Genomic DNA, 15696 nt, shown 5'->3' on the forward strand with positions numbered 1-15696 from the left:
AGAGACAAATATGCTACTCAATGCAAAAGAAATACTACTCAAGGAAATCTTCTATCAATATCTCAACCAATTAAACATGATTTGTCACTGTGAAAAGTGTATAGAAGATGTATTAGCGATTTCACTAAATCAAGTGAAGCCTCAGTATATAACAGATATCGATAAAATATCTTACAGTAAATCCGAGATGGTGGATAAACAGAAGAATACGGCCATGCTGGTCATTCTGACAGAAGCTGCTTCAAAGGTCACCACATTTCCAAGATGCGAAAATCGTCTGCCGATAAATAAGGATAACAATTGATCTGCCTAATTTGTGAGGGGCATTTTGTCGCTGCTTTTACATGGAAATCATTACTTCTATTAAATGATGATCATCTATGTATAGCATGTAAGCATCACCTAGAAAAAATTCAACGCCCGATTTGTCCAGCTTGTGGGAGAGCACAGTCGAATGATCAATTATGTCAAGACTGTTCCAGGTGGAAAGAACGCCCTGATTCTACTACAGTACTTGTGAAAAATAGGTCTGTTTATGCTTACAACGATTTGATGAAAGATGTCCTTTCCCGCTTTAAATTTCGAGGTGATACAGCTTTAGCTGAGCTTTTTAAACAAGATGTCCAAGCAGTATTTAAGCGCTCCTTTTCAATTAAAGAACCTGTGCTGATCCCGATTCCTTTAAGTAAAGAAAGGCTAAAGGAAAGAGGGTTTAATCAGTCAGTCATACTTGCTTCCTTGATTGGTCAGCCGATCCTGCAGCCGCTTGTGAAAATACATCAAAGCAAGCAGTCTAAGAAAAAGAAAAATGAACGTTTAGATCAAAAAAGAATGTTTCAAATCAAGCAGACAGATACGATCGTTCAAAGGGATGTTATCTTAATTGACGACATCTATACAACGGGGGCCACCATTTATGATGCGGCAAGAATTTTAAAAGAAGCAGGTGTCAAAAGTGTTTCCTCTTTTACGTTGATCCGTAGTTAAAATTCAGGATAATTAACCGATAATAAGAAGAGAAAATAACGTAAGGGGTTTTGGTTATGAATCAATTGGCAAACTGTCCACAATGTAATCAGCTGTTTTTAAAAACCACCATCCAAACGGTTTGTAACAAATGCTTCGAAGAAGAAGAACGTTCTTTTGATATCGTTTATAAATTCTTGCGAAAGCAAAGTAATAGACAATCAACCATTGCTGAAATAGTAGATGCAACAGAAGTTGATGAAGAATTAATCTTGAAATTTATCCGTTTGAAAAGACTTCAAATTAGTCAATTTCCGAATATCAACTATCCTTGTGAAAGATGTGGCCAACCGATCAGAAAAAACAAGCTGTGCAGCCAATGTGAACAGGATATTCATTCGCAAATGAGTCAAATGAATCAAGAAGAAGAGCGTAAAAGGGAGATTGAATCTAGGAAAAAAGACACCTATTATGCCATTAATCCTAAAAACGATTGATTCCCTAAACTAAGTTGCAGTTTGGTCGATAAAATGGATAGAATCAAGACAGACTGTAACGGAAAGCGAGAGGAATCCCGTGAAAATTAATCGATATGGAACACAACCAGTAAATCCTTACAAGAAAACATATGAGAAACAAACGTTGCAATCAAATCAAGCAAAATCAACTGATAAAGTCGAAATTTCTAAAAAGGCAATCGAAATGCAAAAGGTGCCGAATATCATGAAAGAACGCCAAGATAAAATAGACCAAATTAAAAAAAGCATTGAAGCCGGAACATATCAAGTAGATACAAAAGGCATTGCTGATAAAATGCTGAATTTTTATAAACAACAATAACAAAAGGGAGTAGCGTGAATGTCAGTTAAAATAATCATTGAAGAGCTGCATCGTCTCTATGGATTGCATGAACAGCTTTTGAAGCTGTCGAAGGATAAAACAGAAATGCTGAAAAGCAATGAGATTGATGCTCTTTCAGAGGTTCTGAATTTAGAGCAAAAATATATTCAAGCCATTTCTCAATTAGAAGAAAAACGAATTGAAGCCACAGTTCAATTTTTACAAAGTGATGAACCGCCAACCATCACCGCGTGTATCGAAAAGGCTGAAGGTTCGGATCAAGAAGAGCTCATTTCATTATATGACAAATTAAATGACATCATGGTGGAACTGAAAGATGTAAATGAACTGAACAAACAGCTCATTCAGCAGTCGCTTCAATTTATTTCACTGACATTCGATCTCGTTAACCCTAATAAAGAAAATATGAATTACGGACAAAATGGTCTTGAGAGTTCAAAGCCTAAACAGCAGAGGGCTTTGTTTGATTCAAAGGCGTAAACAAGGAGGATACCAATGGGTTCTACATTCATGGGTCTAGAAACGGCAAAAAGAGGAATCACAGCCCAGCGTGCAGGGCTTTATGTCACATCAAACAACGTGTCCAATGCAAATACGGATGGCTACTCAAGACAAAGAGTTACCTTTAAAGCAGATAATCCTTATCCAGTCATTTCTGTTTATGACGGCAAGAATTATGGTCAAATGGGGACAGGTGTTCAAGTTGGAACCGTGGAAAGAATTCGAGACAGCTTTTTAGATCTGCAATTCAGAGATCATAACAATAACTTGTCTTACTACTCAACAAAATCTGATGCCCTTTCGCAAATGGAGGGAGTTATGAATGATTTGACGGATGAAGGCTTAAACAGAGCTTTTGATAACCTTTGGAAATCATTACAGGTCCTATCTGAAACAAAAAATGCCGATACAGCGTCTGCGCGTACAGTTGTTAAAACAAGTGCACAGGCTTTAGTAGATCAATTCCGTCTACTTAATTCGTCTTTAACAACGATACAAAAGAATTTAAAAACAGAACTCGATTCAACAGCCAAAAATGTGAACACGATTTTATCTCAAATAGATGAAGTGAACAAACAAATTGCAGCAGTTGAACCAAACGGGTATCTTCCAAATGATCTATATGATACGCGTGATGCGTTGGTAGATCAATTATCCTCACTTGTTGATATTAAAGTGAGCTATAATCCATCTGGCGGGAATGCACTCAAAATTGCTGAAGGAACTGTCAACATCGAAATTATCGGTGCAAATGGACAATCTGCTGGAACGATTTTGAATGGCATTACGAGCGAAAAATCTGAACTGCAAATCTCCTATGATAACACAACGGGACTTGTTAACTCACTTCAATTCGGAACAACAACCATTGCAGCAGATCAGCTTCAAGTGAATGGTAAAGTAAAAGCACTTGTTGAGGCTTATGGCTACATGTCAAATGGTGCTGAAAAAGGCATGTATCCAGACATGCTTGCAGAGCTGGATGAAGTAGCACAAGTATTTATGGATACATTTAACGATGTGCATAAGCAGGGGTACACGTTAAATGGCACAAGTGGACAAGACTTCTTTGATATTGAGAATAACAATGAATTGAATAAAGGCTTAGCAGCTCGTATCAAAGTGAGTGATGTCATTTTAGCATCAACAGATAATATTGCAGCATCTCTCAATCAAACACAAGGTGACGGTTCGAATGCTACGAAATTAGCTGGTATTCAAGACTTAAAGGTACCAATCGGCGGCAATACAACGACGATCCAGGATTACTACCAAAATGTCATTGCTGAGATGGGGATCCAAGGGAAAAAGAACATGACGCTAGAAAGCAGTTCAGCCGCTCTTGTCAATTCAGCCAATGAACGTAGGATGTCGACGAGTGCTGTTTCCATTGATGAAGAAATGACGAATATGATCCAATTTCAGCATGCATATAATGCAGCTGCGAGAGTTGTGACATTACAGGATGAAATATTGGATAAAGTAATAAACGGCATGGGTGTCGTAGGAAGGTAGGTATAACTGATGCGAGTCACACAAGGTATGATTTCTCAAAACTCACTTCGTAATATTAGTAAAAGTTATGAAAAACTTTCTAAAATAAATGAGCAGGCACAAACAGGGAGACGTTTCACAAAAACGTCTGATGATCCCGTTGCAGCAGTAAAAAGCCTTCAATATAGCACAGCAATGTTTCGAAATGAACAATATCAAAAAAACTTAAATGAAGCACAGAACTGGATTGATACATCTGAAACAAGTGTCACTGAAATCATTGATATTATGTCAAATGTACGAGATAAAGTGCTTGATGCGGCTAATGGAACAAAGCAGCCAGAAGATTTAGCAGCTGTCGGAGTAGAAATTGGCCAGATGAAGAAACAAATCATTGACGCGATGAACACTCAGATGTTAGGTAAGTTCGTATTTAATGGAACAAATACAAATGTCAAACCAGTTGTTGAGAACGCAGATGGTACGTTTACGTTTAACTTTGAAAACTATACAGATGCAAATTCTGTTAAGTCGAACATTTCTGATGGTATCACTTTAAATGTGAACTCAAATCCAATTTCAGCGTTTGGTGGACAGTCTGCCAGCGGTCAAAATGTCATTGAAATGCTGACGGATTTAGAAAACTCATTGAAAAATGGAACGTTCGCAAATTCTGATGATGCGTTAGGAAGTATCGATCAGTTTAAAGAAGTGATGAGTGCTGAGCGCTCGGACCTAGGAGCCCGTTCAAATCGTGTTGACTTAGTAGGCAGTCGCTTGACTTCACAATTCGAAGTACTGAAAAATGCCAAATCAGATAATGAAGATGTAGAAAGTGAAAAAGCAATTATTGATCTTCTTCAACAAGAGGTTGTGAATAGAGCTGCTTTAGCAACGACGGCTAAAGTTATTCAGCCATCCCTTGTCGATTTCTTAAGATAATAAAAAGCATCCGTTGGGTGCTTTTTTGCATCATGGAGGTGTACCTATATGCAAATCCCTAGATTGTTAATGCAACAAACCTATGCAAAGCTGCAAATGTCGACAACTCCTTCTCGGCAAGAAGTAGAGCAGCCAAGAGCAGACCTTGAGATTCAGCAGCCCAGAGCCGTCATGAATATGACAAGGACACCGTCAAAATTAACCATAGATCAAACCGAAGCATTTGCCGATATGGATATCAAGTCGATTTTTAGACGATCTGAGGAATGGGCAGCTGAGGGGAAACGTGCTGTTGGAGAGGGAATGGGCCGAAGAGCGGAAGAAGGCAGTGAACTCATCAAGATCGAGAATGGTGGGAATGCAATTGCCGAGTTTGCCAAAATCAATGGCACCCCTCCAGCCAAACAATTCACCATTGGTGTGATCCCTTCATTCTTTAGTGTCAAAATTCACTATCAGCCATCTGAGCTTCAAATTGATGTGGAGCCTCAAAAAGCTATTATAGAGGCAACGCCTCATAAACCAATCGTTAACTACCAGCCAGGTAAGGTCAATATTGATATGTTACAATACCCAGATTTAAAAATAGAAGTTGACGAAACGGGCCAAAATGGTGATAAGGTATAGTTAAGAAAAATGAAAAAGGTCGTGAATTATGATCATTCAAACAAAATACCATGGTGAAATGACAATCAAAGAGGAGCAAATCATCAACTTCTCTAATGGAATACCAGGATTTCTAGATCAACAACAGTTTGTCATTTTACCTTTATCAGAAGAGTCTCCATTTTTAGTTCTTCAATCATTGAAAAACGCAGAGTTAGGCTTTATTGTCAGCAGTCCGTTTTTATTCTTCAATCAATATGAATTCGATCTAGACGAAACGGTCGTAGATATTCTAGAAGTAGAAGATGCCAATGATGTGGAAGTCATGGTGATCTTAACAATGGAATCTTCTATTGAAAAAACGACAGCCAATTTAAGAGCGCCTATTATTGTGAACCGGAAAAACATGAAAGCCAAGCAGGTGATTTTGCATGATTCAGCCTATCATACAAAACATTTGTTAGAGGTGGCATCCTCATGTTAGTTCTCTCGCGTAAATTAAACCAGTCGATTCAAATTGGCGATGATATTGAAGTCAAGATTATTTCAATCGAAGGCGATCAAGTGAAAATCGGGATTGAGGCTCCTAAGCACATTGATATTCATAGAAAAGAAGTGTACCTGTCTATTCAAGAAGAGAACAGTCGTGCTGCGAGTTTATCTGTAGATCTCCTCTCTCAATTATCCTCACAAAAAAAGTGAGGATTTTTTTATCTGATTCAGCTATCCTTCTCCACGTTTCTGTGTGGATGTTCACCATCTATATGAAACTTTAACAAATCGGTCCATCTATATTTAATTTGAAAATTCAAAGCCGATATAAAAGGTAGATTAAAGCACAGGAGCTGAATAACTATGTCTGTTGGTAAGGTGACATCGCTAGAGCCAATTATCGATGCATTTCAAACCCGTGTTTCTAATAACCAGAATGACAATGTAAACTCTAATTTACAAGCAAATGGCAAGGTCGTTTCAAAAGAAGAAATTGAAAAAACGCTTCAAGGAGCAAACAAGCTGATTGAACCCACTCAATTTCATCTGCAATTTGAATTACATGAAAAACTCAATGAATATTATGTCAAAGTCGTAGATAACCAAACAGAAGAAGTCATTAGAGAAATTCCTTCCAAGGAATGGCTTGATTTCTATGCGGCAATGACAGAAATTGTCGGTTTATTTGTAGATAAAAGAATGTAAGTGAAGGGAGAACATAAAAAATGGTCAATCGAATTACTGGATTTTCAAATGTGTTTGATATTGATGAAATCGTATCAAAGCTAATGAAAACTGAGCAAGCACCACTTGATAAAATGACACGCCAGAAACAAACACTTGAATGGCAAAGAGACAGCTATCGCGAGGTGAACTCGAAAGTCAAAGAATTAGATGATTTGATCAACAGTTTAAACTTAACGCGTCCAAGTACATATGGCGCAAAAAAGGTGACAAGCTCAAATGAATCTGCTGTCACAGCAACTGGCTCAACTAATGCTACTTCTGGCTCAATCAATGTCACCCAATTAGCGACAGCTTCCGTCTTCAAATCATCTGGTACATCTGGATTTACACCAACAAATGGCACGTTTACATTCGAAGTGACGACACCAGATTCGACAAAACCGAAAACGGTGACGATCAATACTTCTGATACCGATACAATTGATGACATCGTGAAAAAGCTGAACAACTCGCAATTAGGTGTGACGGCTTACAAAGGACAGATCTTTGACGGATCAAACTATGTCGATACGGTCGCTCTCACTTCACGGACAACGGGAGAAGGTGTCAGTATTAAAGCAGCTGATGGTAATTCAGCTTCATTCTTCACTCAATTAGGCTTCCAAGTGGATGGAGATAACAAATTAGTTGCGACCACTCAAGGGCAAAAAGCACAATACGAGATTAATGGTCTGAAAATGGAAAATAACAACAATACATTTGAGCAAGCTGGTATTACGTACGAGCTTAAAGGGACAACCGATAAGCCTGTCAGCTTAAACGTTTCAACAGATGTCGATACAATCTTTGATAAAATTAAACAATTTGTTGATAAATACAATGAACTTGTTGAGCAGGTCAATGGCAAAGTCAATGAAAAAAGAAATAGGGACTATCATCCTTTAACAGCTGAAGAGAAAAAAGCAATGTCTGACAAAGAAGTGGAGCTATGGGAAACGACAGCGAAGTCTGGCTTGCTGAGAAGTGATTCCATTTTACGAGGTGGTGCCTCTAAAATAAGAAGTGATTTTTATGCTGATATTACGACAAGTGATGGGAATAGAATTCACATGACACAAATCGGAATTACCACTTCAGATAAATATAAAGATGGCGGAAAGCTTGTCATTGATGAACCGAAACTAAGAAAAGCCATTGAAGAAGACCCGCAGAAGGTCAGTCAAATGTTTATCTCAGGTTCGTTAAATGTGGATTCAAAAGATCAAGATAAAGCGCAGCAGCAATATCAAGAACAAGGAATCATTTATCGTGTCAAAAATTCCTTATCAGCCTTCACGAAGAGCATTCAAACAAAGGCTGGCAGCACAACGATGGAATTAAAGGAATACGGACTTGGTAAGGACCTTGATTCTTTAACAAAACGAATGAGTACGTTCCAAGACCGTTTGAAACTTGTTGAAGCTCGTTACTATACAAAGTTTAATGCCATGGATAGCGCGATTCAAAAGCTAAACAACCAATCTGGCTATCTTTCTCAACTGCTTGGACAATAATTGGAGGTTTATAACATATGGCAATAAAGAACCCTTATGCCGCCTATCAGAAAAATTCTATTGAGACTGCAACACCTGCTGAGTTGACGCTTATGCTTTATGAAGGCTGCTTAAAGTTCATTAGACTAGCGAAGTATGCCATTCAAAAAGAGGATGCAGAAACGAGAAATGTGAACCTGAAAAAGGCTCAAAACATCATTCAAGAATTAAATGGCACCTTAAATCGTTCTTATGACGTATCAAAGAGTATGGCAAGTATGTATGATTACATTTATCGCAGACTGATTGAAGCCAATCTTCAAAATGACGAAGAGATGTTGAATGAAGTAGAGCAATACGTAACTGATTTTCGTGATGCATGGAAGGAAGTTATTCAAACCGATCGAAAAGGGCGCCATCACTCTATCGGGGGATCTCTATGAGTATTGTGGACCAGCTGCATGACCAAACATTAAAAATGGCAGCCGAAATAGCGGCAAATCCGCAAAGTGACACCTTGGTTGAAGACTTTGATGCCTTTTTGATTGAGAGAGACGAATTAATGAGAGATATTCAGCATGAGCTGACGGATCAAGAAAAAGAGAAAATCAAAGAAATCATCCAAACAGATCAACAGATGGCGAAGCAATTAACTGTGATCCAAAATGGGATAAGAGCAGATATTCAAGCCATTCAAAGAAAGAAAACAAAACAGCTGAATTATCAAAATCCATACCAGCCTATGACGAGTGACGGCGTATATTACGATAAACGGAAATAATTAGGTGAGACCTGTGGCGTATCGTTCAGATGACTATATTTTATTAACCACATATTATGAACTTCTATATACGATAGAAGAGAGTCTAAAATATTTAGATGAAATTGAGAAGGATTTTGCTAAAACTGAAGGGGATCGGATCTTTAATGATCTGATCCATGCCTTCTTTCATTTAGAGACAACGCATCCCCTTCTGCTTTCAATTATAGAAAATGAGCACTTTGCCAAAACGATTCGTTCGTTTGATCAAATTTTTTTAAGTTTTGATATACTAGCTTTCTATACATTCCCTTCAATACACTTCCAATCATTCCTTACATCATATTTTATGCCTGAATATAGAAAGTGGATGGATGAAATACATGCCTGTATGAGGCCGTATGTCATTCATTAATTTTTGTTCAATTCAGACCATTCGGAGGAAATTATGAGACTAAAAAATCAATTTTTGTTTGGGCTTATTGTCATATGTGTATTGTTTGTCAGTATTTTAGGATTCTCAAGCTTTATCTATTACAAAACAGATCAATCCTACAAGACGCTTCTCAGTAAAGAAGTGAAGCTTTATCAGACCTCACTGGAATTAGAGGCGCTTTTGCAAAAGCAGGAAGCACAAATCAAAACCTATGTTGTCGTGCAAGATGCTGAAAATTTACAGAAAATTGAGCAAACATATGAAGAGATTAATAAGAAAACAACGGAAGCTACAAAAATGAGCTCTGTCAAACAAGCAAAAAATCTATTAGATCAAATCTCAGAAAAGAATTATCTCTACTACACCTCAACGAACCGACTATTTAATTCATTGAATATGCAAAATCAAAAAGAATTCAACACCCGCCTCAGTCAAGAATTACAGCCTATCGAACAAGAAATACATACCTTTACAAAAGAATTTGCTCAAACCCAGTTGAAGCAACGTGACCAGAAAATCAATCAGCTCAATCAAGACAGTAACCAATTACTATTCACACTCATTCTAGTTAGTGCGGTCATTATTGTTGGCTTTTTGGTGATTGGGACAAGATTCGTTTATCGTATGACAAAGCCGATTGTTTCTGTCACAAATGCCGCGAGAAGGATGGCAGATGGTGATCTTACACTTGAAGAGATTGAAGTGACCTCTAAAAATGAGATTGGCCAACTTGGTACCGCTTTTAATCAAATGACGACTCATTTACGTCAGCTCATTTTACAGGTGCAAAATGGATCAAGACAATTAGCTGATTCTGCTGCTCAGTTTGAGGAAACCATTCATGAAACCATATCGGCTAGCGAGCAGACATCTAGTTCGATTGAACAGGTCGGTGAAGCTTCACGTGAACAATCAGACGCGGTCGGAAAAGTAGCTTCTGCGATTCAAGAAGTCTCGACTGGTATGCAAAATGCAGCTGAACACACATCCGATGTTTCGGGTCACTCAATTTCAGTGACTGAAAAGGCTGAAGAGGGTGCAGCGCTTATTCAGCAATTCGTAAAACAAATGAGCTCTATCAAAGCGTCTGTGAACGAGCACCATTCCACAATGGCTCATGTACAAGCCCAGTTTACTGGCATTGAAGATTTGTTAGGTCATATCCATGCCATTGCTGACCAAACGAATTTGCTTGCTTTAAATGCAGCTATTGAAGCGGCAAGAGCAGGAGAACATGGAAGAGGCTTTGCGGTTGTAGCAGATGAAGTGAGGAAACTGGCGGAAGAATCTAGTCAGCTGACAGATCAAATTAGTCAATTACTCGCGAACGTGAACAAAGATACTGAAAAATCATCACACTCATTGACAAAGGTTGAGCAGGATGTAGCAGAAGGTGTGAAAGTATCGCAATTGTCTGAACAGAGCTTTCATGAAATCTTGGAATCTATTCGTGATATTTCGATGAAAGCAGAGGAACTTTCAGCCACTGCAGAGCAAATTTCAGCTAGTACAGAGGAAATATCTCAGACGGTTGGGGTCATTGAAGAAGGAGCCAAACGCAATTCAGAAGAGACGGAGTACATGTCTGCGGCTGTTGAAGAATCATTGGCGGCAAATGAAGAGATGAAAGCAGCGGCGGAAGATTTAAAAACCTTATCTCATTCGCTGAAAACATCCATTTCATCTTTCACGATTTAAACGTGAGCTGGTCTTTTTCAAGAATGAGCCGAATATATATTCATCACCTATCAAGCAACAGTTGAAGCACCGCAAAATTCGACAAATTTCAATGAATATTCACATTTTTTTTACGTTTGAGCAGGAGAAAAGGAGGGAAAAGTAGAAATAGGTTTACATATCCTTAATTTTAAAGGAGGCGTTCTTTACATGAATTACAATGTCAGAGGAGAAAACATCGACGTAACACCTGCACTAAGAGATCATGTCGAGAAAAAAATTGGAAAGCTGGAGCGTTATTTTGAAACAGACGTAGATGCTTCAGTCAACGTGAACTTGAAGTTTTACAATGATCAAGAATCTAAAGTTGAGGTTACCATTCCAATGACTGATCTAGCACTTCGAGCTGAGGTGCATAATGAAGATATGTACAATGCAGTAGACCTAGCAGCCAGTAAATTAGAACGTCAAATTCGAAAGCACAAAACAAAAGTAAACCGTAAATTCCGCGAGCAAGGTGCCAAAAAACACTTATTTGCTGGAGGAAATGGGACGCCTGATGTAGCTGTTCAAGATGACGAAGAAATTGATGAAACAGAAATCGTCAGACAAAAACGATTCAATTTAAAACCGATGGATAGCGAAGAGGCCATTCTTCAAATGAACATGTTAGGTCATAGTTTCTTCGTCTTCACAAATGCTGAGACAAATTTGACCAATGTGGTCTATCGCCGAAATGATGGAAAATATGGACTCATTGAGCCAAACGCTTAATCTGATCTAAAAACAACCTAAAAAAAGTAAACCCGTTCCCTTCATAAGGGACGGGTTTTTTGTGCGAAATCATTGCAAATTCTTTGGAAATGAAGGAAGGTATGGTATGATAAATGCAGGTAAATATGGACCTGTCAATCTTTTGGACATGCCGAAAAATTGCATGAAATAGAGGAGCGTTATTATATGCTTGGAATCTTAAACAAAGTGTTTGATCCTACGAAACGTACGATCAGCAAATATGAAAAAAAAGCAAATGAAATCGAAGCTCTCGCACAAGATTTCGAGAAATTATCTGACGAGGCTTTACGAAATAAAACGATTGAATTTAAAGAAAAACTTGAAAAAGGACAATCCGTGGATGACCTGTTGGTTGAAGCATTTGCAACGGTTCGCGAGGCATCACGCCGCGTGACAGGAATGTTCCCGTTTAAGGTGCAGCTCATGGGGGGGATCGCGCTTCATGAAGGCAACATCTCTGAGATGAAAACAGGTGAAGGTAAAACGTTGACATCAACAATGCCTGTTTATTTAAATGCTCTTTCTGGAAAAGGCGTCCACATTGTGACAGTCAACGAATATTTGGCAAGCCGTGATGCAGAGGAAATGGGCAAGATTTTTGAATTTCTTGGCTTAACGGTTGGCTTAAACTTAAACAGCTTAGACAAAGATGAAAAAAGAGAAGCGTATGCCGCTGATATCACGTATTCAACAAACAATGAACTGGGCTTTGACTATTTACGAGATAACATGGTGCTTTACAAAGAGCAAATGGTTCAAAGACCGCTTCATTATGCCGTGATCGATGAGGTTGACTCCATCTTAATTGATGAAGCGAGAACACCTCTTATCATTTCTGGACAAGCTGCGAAATCTACAAAGCTTTACGTACAAGCCAATGCATTTGTTCGTACATTAAAAATAGAAGATGATTTCACATATGATATTAAAACAAAAAGTGTACAGCTGACAGAAAGCGGAATGACGAAGGCGGAAAAAGCATTCGGCATCGAGAACTTATTTGATGTTAAGCATGTTGCGCTGAACCATCACATCGCTCAGGCGCTGAAGGCACATGTTGCGATGCAAAAAGATGTGGATTATGTCGTTGAAGAAGGCCAAGTCGTTATTGTTGACTCTTTCACAGGACGTTTAATGAAAGGACGCCGTTATAGTGAAGGTCTGCATCAAGCTATTGAGGCAAAAGAAGGTCTCGAAGTGCAGAACGAAAGTATGACCCTTGCAACGATTACGTTCCAGAACTACTTCCGTATGTATGAAAAGCTATCTGGTATGACTGGTACAGCGAAAACGGAAGAAGAAGAATTCCGTAACATTTACAACATGCAGGTTGTGACAATCCCGACCAATCAACCAGTGGTTCGTGATGACAGACCTGATTTAATTTACCGCACAATGGAAGGTAAATTTAAAGCAGTGGCTGAGGATGTTGCGCAGCGCTATATGACAGGGCAGCCAGTTCTTGTCGGAACAGTAGCGGTTGAGACATCTGAGCTTATTTCTAAGCTGCTTAAAAATAAAGGGATTCCTCATCAAGTGTTAAATGCGAAAAACCATGAGCGTGAGGCACAAATTATTGAAGAGGCTGGTCAAAAAGGAGCCGTCACCATTGCGACAAACATGGCAGGTCGTGGTACGGACATCAAGCTTGGCGAAGGCGTCAAAGAGCTTGGCGGTCTAGCTGTAATTGGGACAGAGCGTCATGAATCACGACGTATTGATAACCAGCTTCGCGGACGTTCTGGTCGTCAAGGAGACCCAGGGATTACTCAATTCTATCTCTCCATGGAAGATGAATTGATGCGCCGATTTGGTGCAGAGCGCACGATGGCGATGCTTGACCGCTTTGGCATGGATGACTCTACACCTATCCAAAGTAAAATGGTGTCTAAAGCCGTTGAATCATCTCAAAAACGCGTCGAGGGGAACAACTTTGATTCCCGTAAACAGCTTCTGCAATATGACGATGTACTTCGTCAGCAGCGTGAAGTGATTTACAAACAACGCTTTGAAGTCATCGATTCTGATAACTTAAAATCGATTGTCATCAATATGATTCAATCTTCAATTGAGCGGGCTGTTGGTTCTTATACGCCGAAAGAAGAGCTTCCTGAAGAATGGAAACTAGATGGGCTTGTTGAATTAATCAACACGAACTATTTAGATGAAGGAGCTATTTCGGTCAAAGATATTTATGGCAAAGAAGCAGATGAAATCACCTCCTTCATCATGGATCGTATTAAAGAAAAATACGATGCAAAAGAAGAAACATATGGCGATGAACAAATGCGAGAATTTGAAAAAGTCATCGTTCTTCGTGCGGTGGATTCAAAGTGGATGGATCATATCGATGCAATGGATCAGCTGCGCCAAGGGATTCATTTACGCGCGTATGCACAAACGAATCCGCTTCGTGAGTATCAAATGGAAGGATTTGCGATGTTTGAGCATATGGTTGCTTCAATCGAAGATGATGTAGCCAAATATGTCTTAAAATCAGAAATTCAAAACAACCTAGAACGTGAAGAAGTCGTTCAAGGTCAAACAACAGCTCATCAGCCTCAAGAGGGTGATGAGGAGAAGACAGTGAAAAAGAAGCCGGTACGTAAAGTCGTAGACATTGGACGAAACTCACCATGTCACTGCGGTAGCGGCAAGAAATATAAAAATTGTCATGGGAAGACAGAATAAGTAATGGAAAGAGGTGAAAACCTCTTTCTATTCACGTCAGCCCCCATACATCTATGAGGTGAAGGATATGGAATTAGTAGAAATTAGACAAGAGCTTGAAAATATGGCTAGCAGGCTAGCTGATTTTAGGGGGTCTCTTTGACCTCGAAACAAAAGAAGCCAAAATTGCAGAACTTGAAGCGACAATGTCAGAAGCTGATTTTTGGAATGATCAGCAAAAGGCACAAGGCGTCATCAATGAAGCCAATGCACTAAAGGATAATGTGAATGCATACCATGAGCTCAGTGAATCTCATGAAGAGCTGCAAATGACACATGACCTATTAAAGGAAGATTATGACGAGGAGCTTCATGCAGAGCTTGAAAAAGAGCTGAAGAACTTAACCAAGCAGTTTAACGAGTTTGAGCTGCAGCTTCTCTTAAGTGAACCATATGATAAAAACAATGCCATTCTTGAGCTTCACCCGGGCGCAGGCGGTACTGAATCACAGGACTGGGGTTCTATGCTTCTGAGAATGTATACTCGCTGGGCAGAGCGCAGAGGCTTTAAGGTTGAAACGCTTGATTATCTTCCAGGCGATGAGGCAGGAATTAAGTCTGTGACATTGCTCATCAAAGGGCATAACGCATACGGGTACTTAAAAGCAGAAAAAGGTGTCCATCGTTTGGTTCGTATTTCTCCTTTTGATTCATCTGGCCGCAGGCATACGTCCTTCGTTTCCTGTGATGTCATGCCAGAGTTCAATGAAGAAATTGATATTGATATTCGGACAGAAGATATCAAGGTAGATACGTATCGTGCAAGCGGCGCAGGTGGACAGCACGTCAATACGACTGACTCTGCCGTTCGTATCACACACATACCAACCAATGTTGTGGTCACATGCCAAACAGAAAGGTCACAAATCAAAAACAGAGAACGTGCGATGAAAATGCTGAAATCGAAACTTTATCAAAGACGGATCGAAGAACAGCAGGCTGAATTGGATGAAATTAGAGGAGAGCAGAAAGAAATTGGCTGGGGAAGCCAAATTCGCTCTTATGTATTCCATCCGTATTCTCTTGTGAAAGACCATCGAACCAATACGGAGATGGGAAATGTTCAAGCGGTCATGGATGGAGATTTAGATTCATTTATCGATGCTTACTTACGTTCGAAATTATCATAAAAACTCGGCTTCTTGCTGGGTTTTTTTAATTGTGAGAGAATATAATGAATATAAAGGAATACATACGCCATACTGACTCTATATCCT

19 protein-coding genes are annotated in these 15696 nt (G+C 39.2%); all 19 read left to right on the forward strand.

Annotation, left to right across the window (positions count from 1 at the left end; translation table 11 throughout):
* Positions 1–10: 10 nt before the first annotated feature.
* Positions 11–304, forward strand: a complete 294-nt coding sequence (locus ACSSTM_RS14275; protein ID WP_034660149.1) for a late competence development ComFB family protein — start codon at positions 11–13, stop codon at positions 302–304.
* Positions 301–987: a ComF family protein gene (locus ACSSTM_RS14280; protein WP_170938415.1), complete on the forward strand. Its 687-nt coding sequence runs from the start codon at positions 301–303 to the stop codon at positions 985–987. Before ACSSTM_RS14275 ends, ACSSTM_RS14280 begins: the two co-directional genes overlap by 4 nt.
* A 56-nt stretch (positions 988–1043) precedes the next feature.
* Complete coding sequence (locus tag ACSSTM_RS14285; protein ID WP_034660147.1) at positions 1044–1463, forward strand: TIGR03826 family flagellar region protein; 420 nt, start codon at positions 1044–1046, stop codon at positions 1461–1463.
* Positions 1464–1542: 79 nt separating this feature from the next.
* Entirely contained in the window at positions 1543–1806 is a 264-nt protein-coding gene (flgM, locus tag ACSSTM_RS14290) for a flagellar biosynthesis anti-sigma factor FlgM (RefSeq protein WP_003213252.1), read from the forward strand.
* A gap of 18 nt (positions 1807–1824) precedes the next feature.
* The gene (locus ACSSTM_RS14295) at positions 1825–2307 is read left to right on the forward strand and encodes a flagellar protein FlgN (RefSeq protein WP_034660146.1); all 483 of its coding nucleotides are present in this window, start codon (positions 1825–1827) and stop codon (positions 2305–2307) included.
* Positions 2308–2322: 15 nt separating this feature from the next.
* Entirely contained in the window at positions 2323–3843 is a 1521-nt protein-coding gene (flgK, locus tag ACSSTM_RS14300; protein WP_095285727.1) for a flagellar hook-associated protein FlgK, read from the forward strand.
* Between the two features lie 9 nt (positions 3844–3852).
* The gene (flgL, locus tag ACSSTM_RS14305) at positions 3853–4764 is read left to right on the forward strand and encodes a flagellar hook-associated protein FlgL (RefSeq protein ID WP_034660144.1); all 912 of its coding nucleotides are present in this window, start codon (positions 3853–3855) and stop codon (positions 4762–4764) included.
* Positions 4765–4812: 48 nt separating this feature from the next.
* The gene (locus tag ACSSTM_RS14310; RefSeq protein WP_034660143.1) at positions 4813–5391 is read left to right on the forward strand and encodes a DUF6470 family protein; all 579 of its coding nucleotides are present in this window, start codon (positions 4813–4815) and stop codon (positions 5389–5391) included.
* Between the two features lie 28 nt (positions 5392–5419).
* On the forward strand, positions 5420–5854 hold the full coding sequence (fliW, locus tag ACSSTM_RS14315; RefSeq protein WP_034660142.1) for a flagellar assembly protein FliW: 435 nt from the start codon (positions 5420–5422) through the stop codon (positions 5852–5854).
* Positions 5848–6072 carry a carbon storage regulator CsrA gene (gene csrA, locus ACSSTM_RS14320; protein WP_003212955.1) on the forward strand — a complete coding sequence of 75 codons (225 nt, stop codon included), beginning with the start codon at positions 5848–5850 and terminating at the stop codon, positions 6070–6072. Before fliW ends, csrA begins: the two co-directional genes overlap by 7 nt.
* A gap of 153 nt (positions 6073–6225) precedes the next feature.
* Positions 6226–6567: a flagellar protein FlaG gene (gene flaG, locus ACSSTM_RS14325; RefSeq protein WP_034660141.1), complete on the forward strand. Its 342-nt coding sequence runs from the start codon at positions 6226–6228 to the stop codon at positions 6565–6567.
* Between the two features lie 20 nt (positions 6568–6587).
* The gene (locus tag ACSSTM_RS14330) at positions 6588–8102 is read left to right on the forward strand and encodes a flagellar hook-associated protein 2 (protein ID WP_034660140.1); all 1515 of its coding nucleotides are present in this window, start codon (positions 6588–6590) and stop codon (positions 8100–8102) included.
* Between the two features lie 17 nt (positions 8103–8119).
* Positions 8120–8524: a flagellar export chaperone FliS gene (gene fliS, locus ACSSTM_RS14335; protein WP_034660139.1), complete on the forward strand. Its 405-nt coding sequence runs from the start codon at positions 8120–8122 to the stop codon at positions 8522–8524.
* Positions 8521–8862, forward strand: coding sequence for a flagella biosynthesis regulatory protein FliT (fliT, locus tag ACSSTM_RS14340; protein WP_034660138.1), 342 nt, complete (start codon positions 8521–8523; stop codon positions 8860–8862). Before fliS ends, fliT begins: the two co-directional genes overlap by 4 nt.
* 13 nt (positions 8863–8875) lie before the next feature.
* Positions 8876–9256, forward strand: coding sequence for a hypothetical protein (locus ACSSTM_RS14345; RefSeq protein ID WP_309415916.1), 381 nt, complete (start codon positions 8876–8878; stop codon positions 9254–9256).
* Between the two features lie 33 nt (positions 9257–9289).
* Positions 9290–10975, forward strand: a complete 1686-nt coding sequence (locus tag ACSSTM_RS14350; RefSeq protein WP_437404214.1) for a methyl-accepting chemotaxis protein — start codon at positions 9290–9292, stop codon at positions 10973–10975.
* A 189-nt stretch (positions 10976–11164) separates the two neighbouring features.
* On the forward strand, positions 11165–11728 hold the full coding sequence (gene hpf / locus ACSSTM_RS14355) for a ribosome hibernation-promoting factor, HPF/YfiA family (protein WP_034660135.1): 564 nt from the start codon (positions 11165–11167) through the stop codon (positions 11726–11728).
* A gap of 186 nt (positions 11729–11914) precedes the next feature.
* Complete coding sequence (gene secA / locus ACSSTM_RS14360; protein ID WP_034660134.1) at positions 11915–14440, forward strand: preprotein translocase subunit SecA; 2526 nt, start codon at positions 11915–11917, stop codon at positions 14438–14440.
* 67 nt (positions 14441–14507) lie between these two features.
* Positions 14508–15609, forward strand: a protein-coding gene (gene prfB, locus ACSSTM_RS14365) for a peptide chain release factor 2 (RefSeq protein ID WP_106030559.1) whose coding sequence is annotated in 2 segments (ribosomal slippage) — positions 14508–14579 and positions 14581–15609 — 1101 coding nt in all. Because the reading frame shifts where the segments join, the coding sequence is not laid out codon by codon here.
* Positions 15610–15696: the final 87 nt, after the last annotated feature.

It is taken from the genome of Bacillus sp. RK1064, assembly GCF_051488405.1.
Taxonomy (GTDB): domain Bacteria; phylum Bacillota; class Bacilli; order Bacillales; family Bacillaceae; genus Bacillus.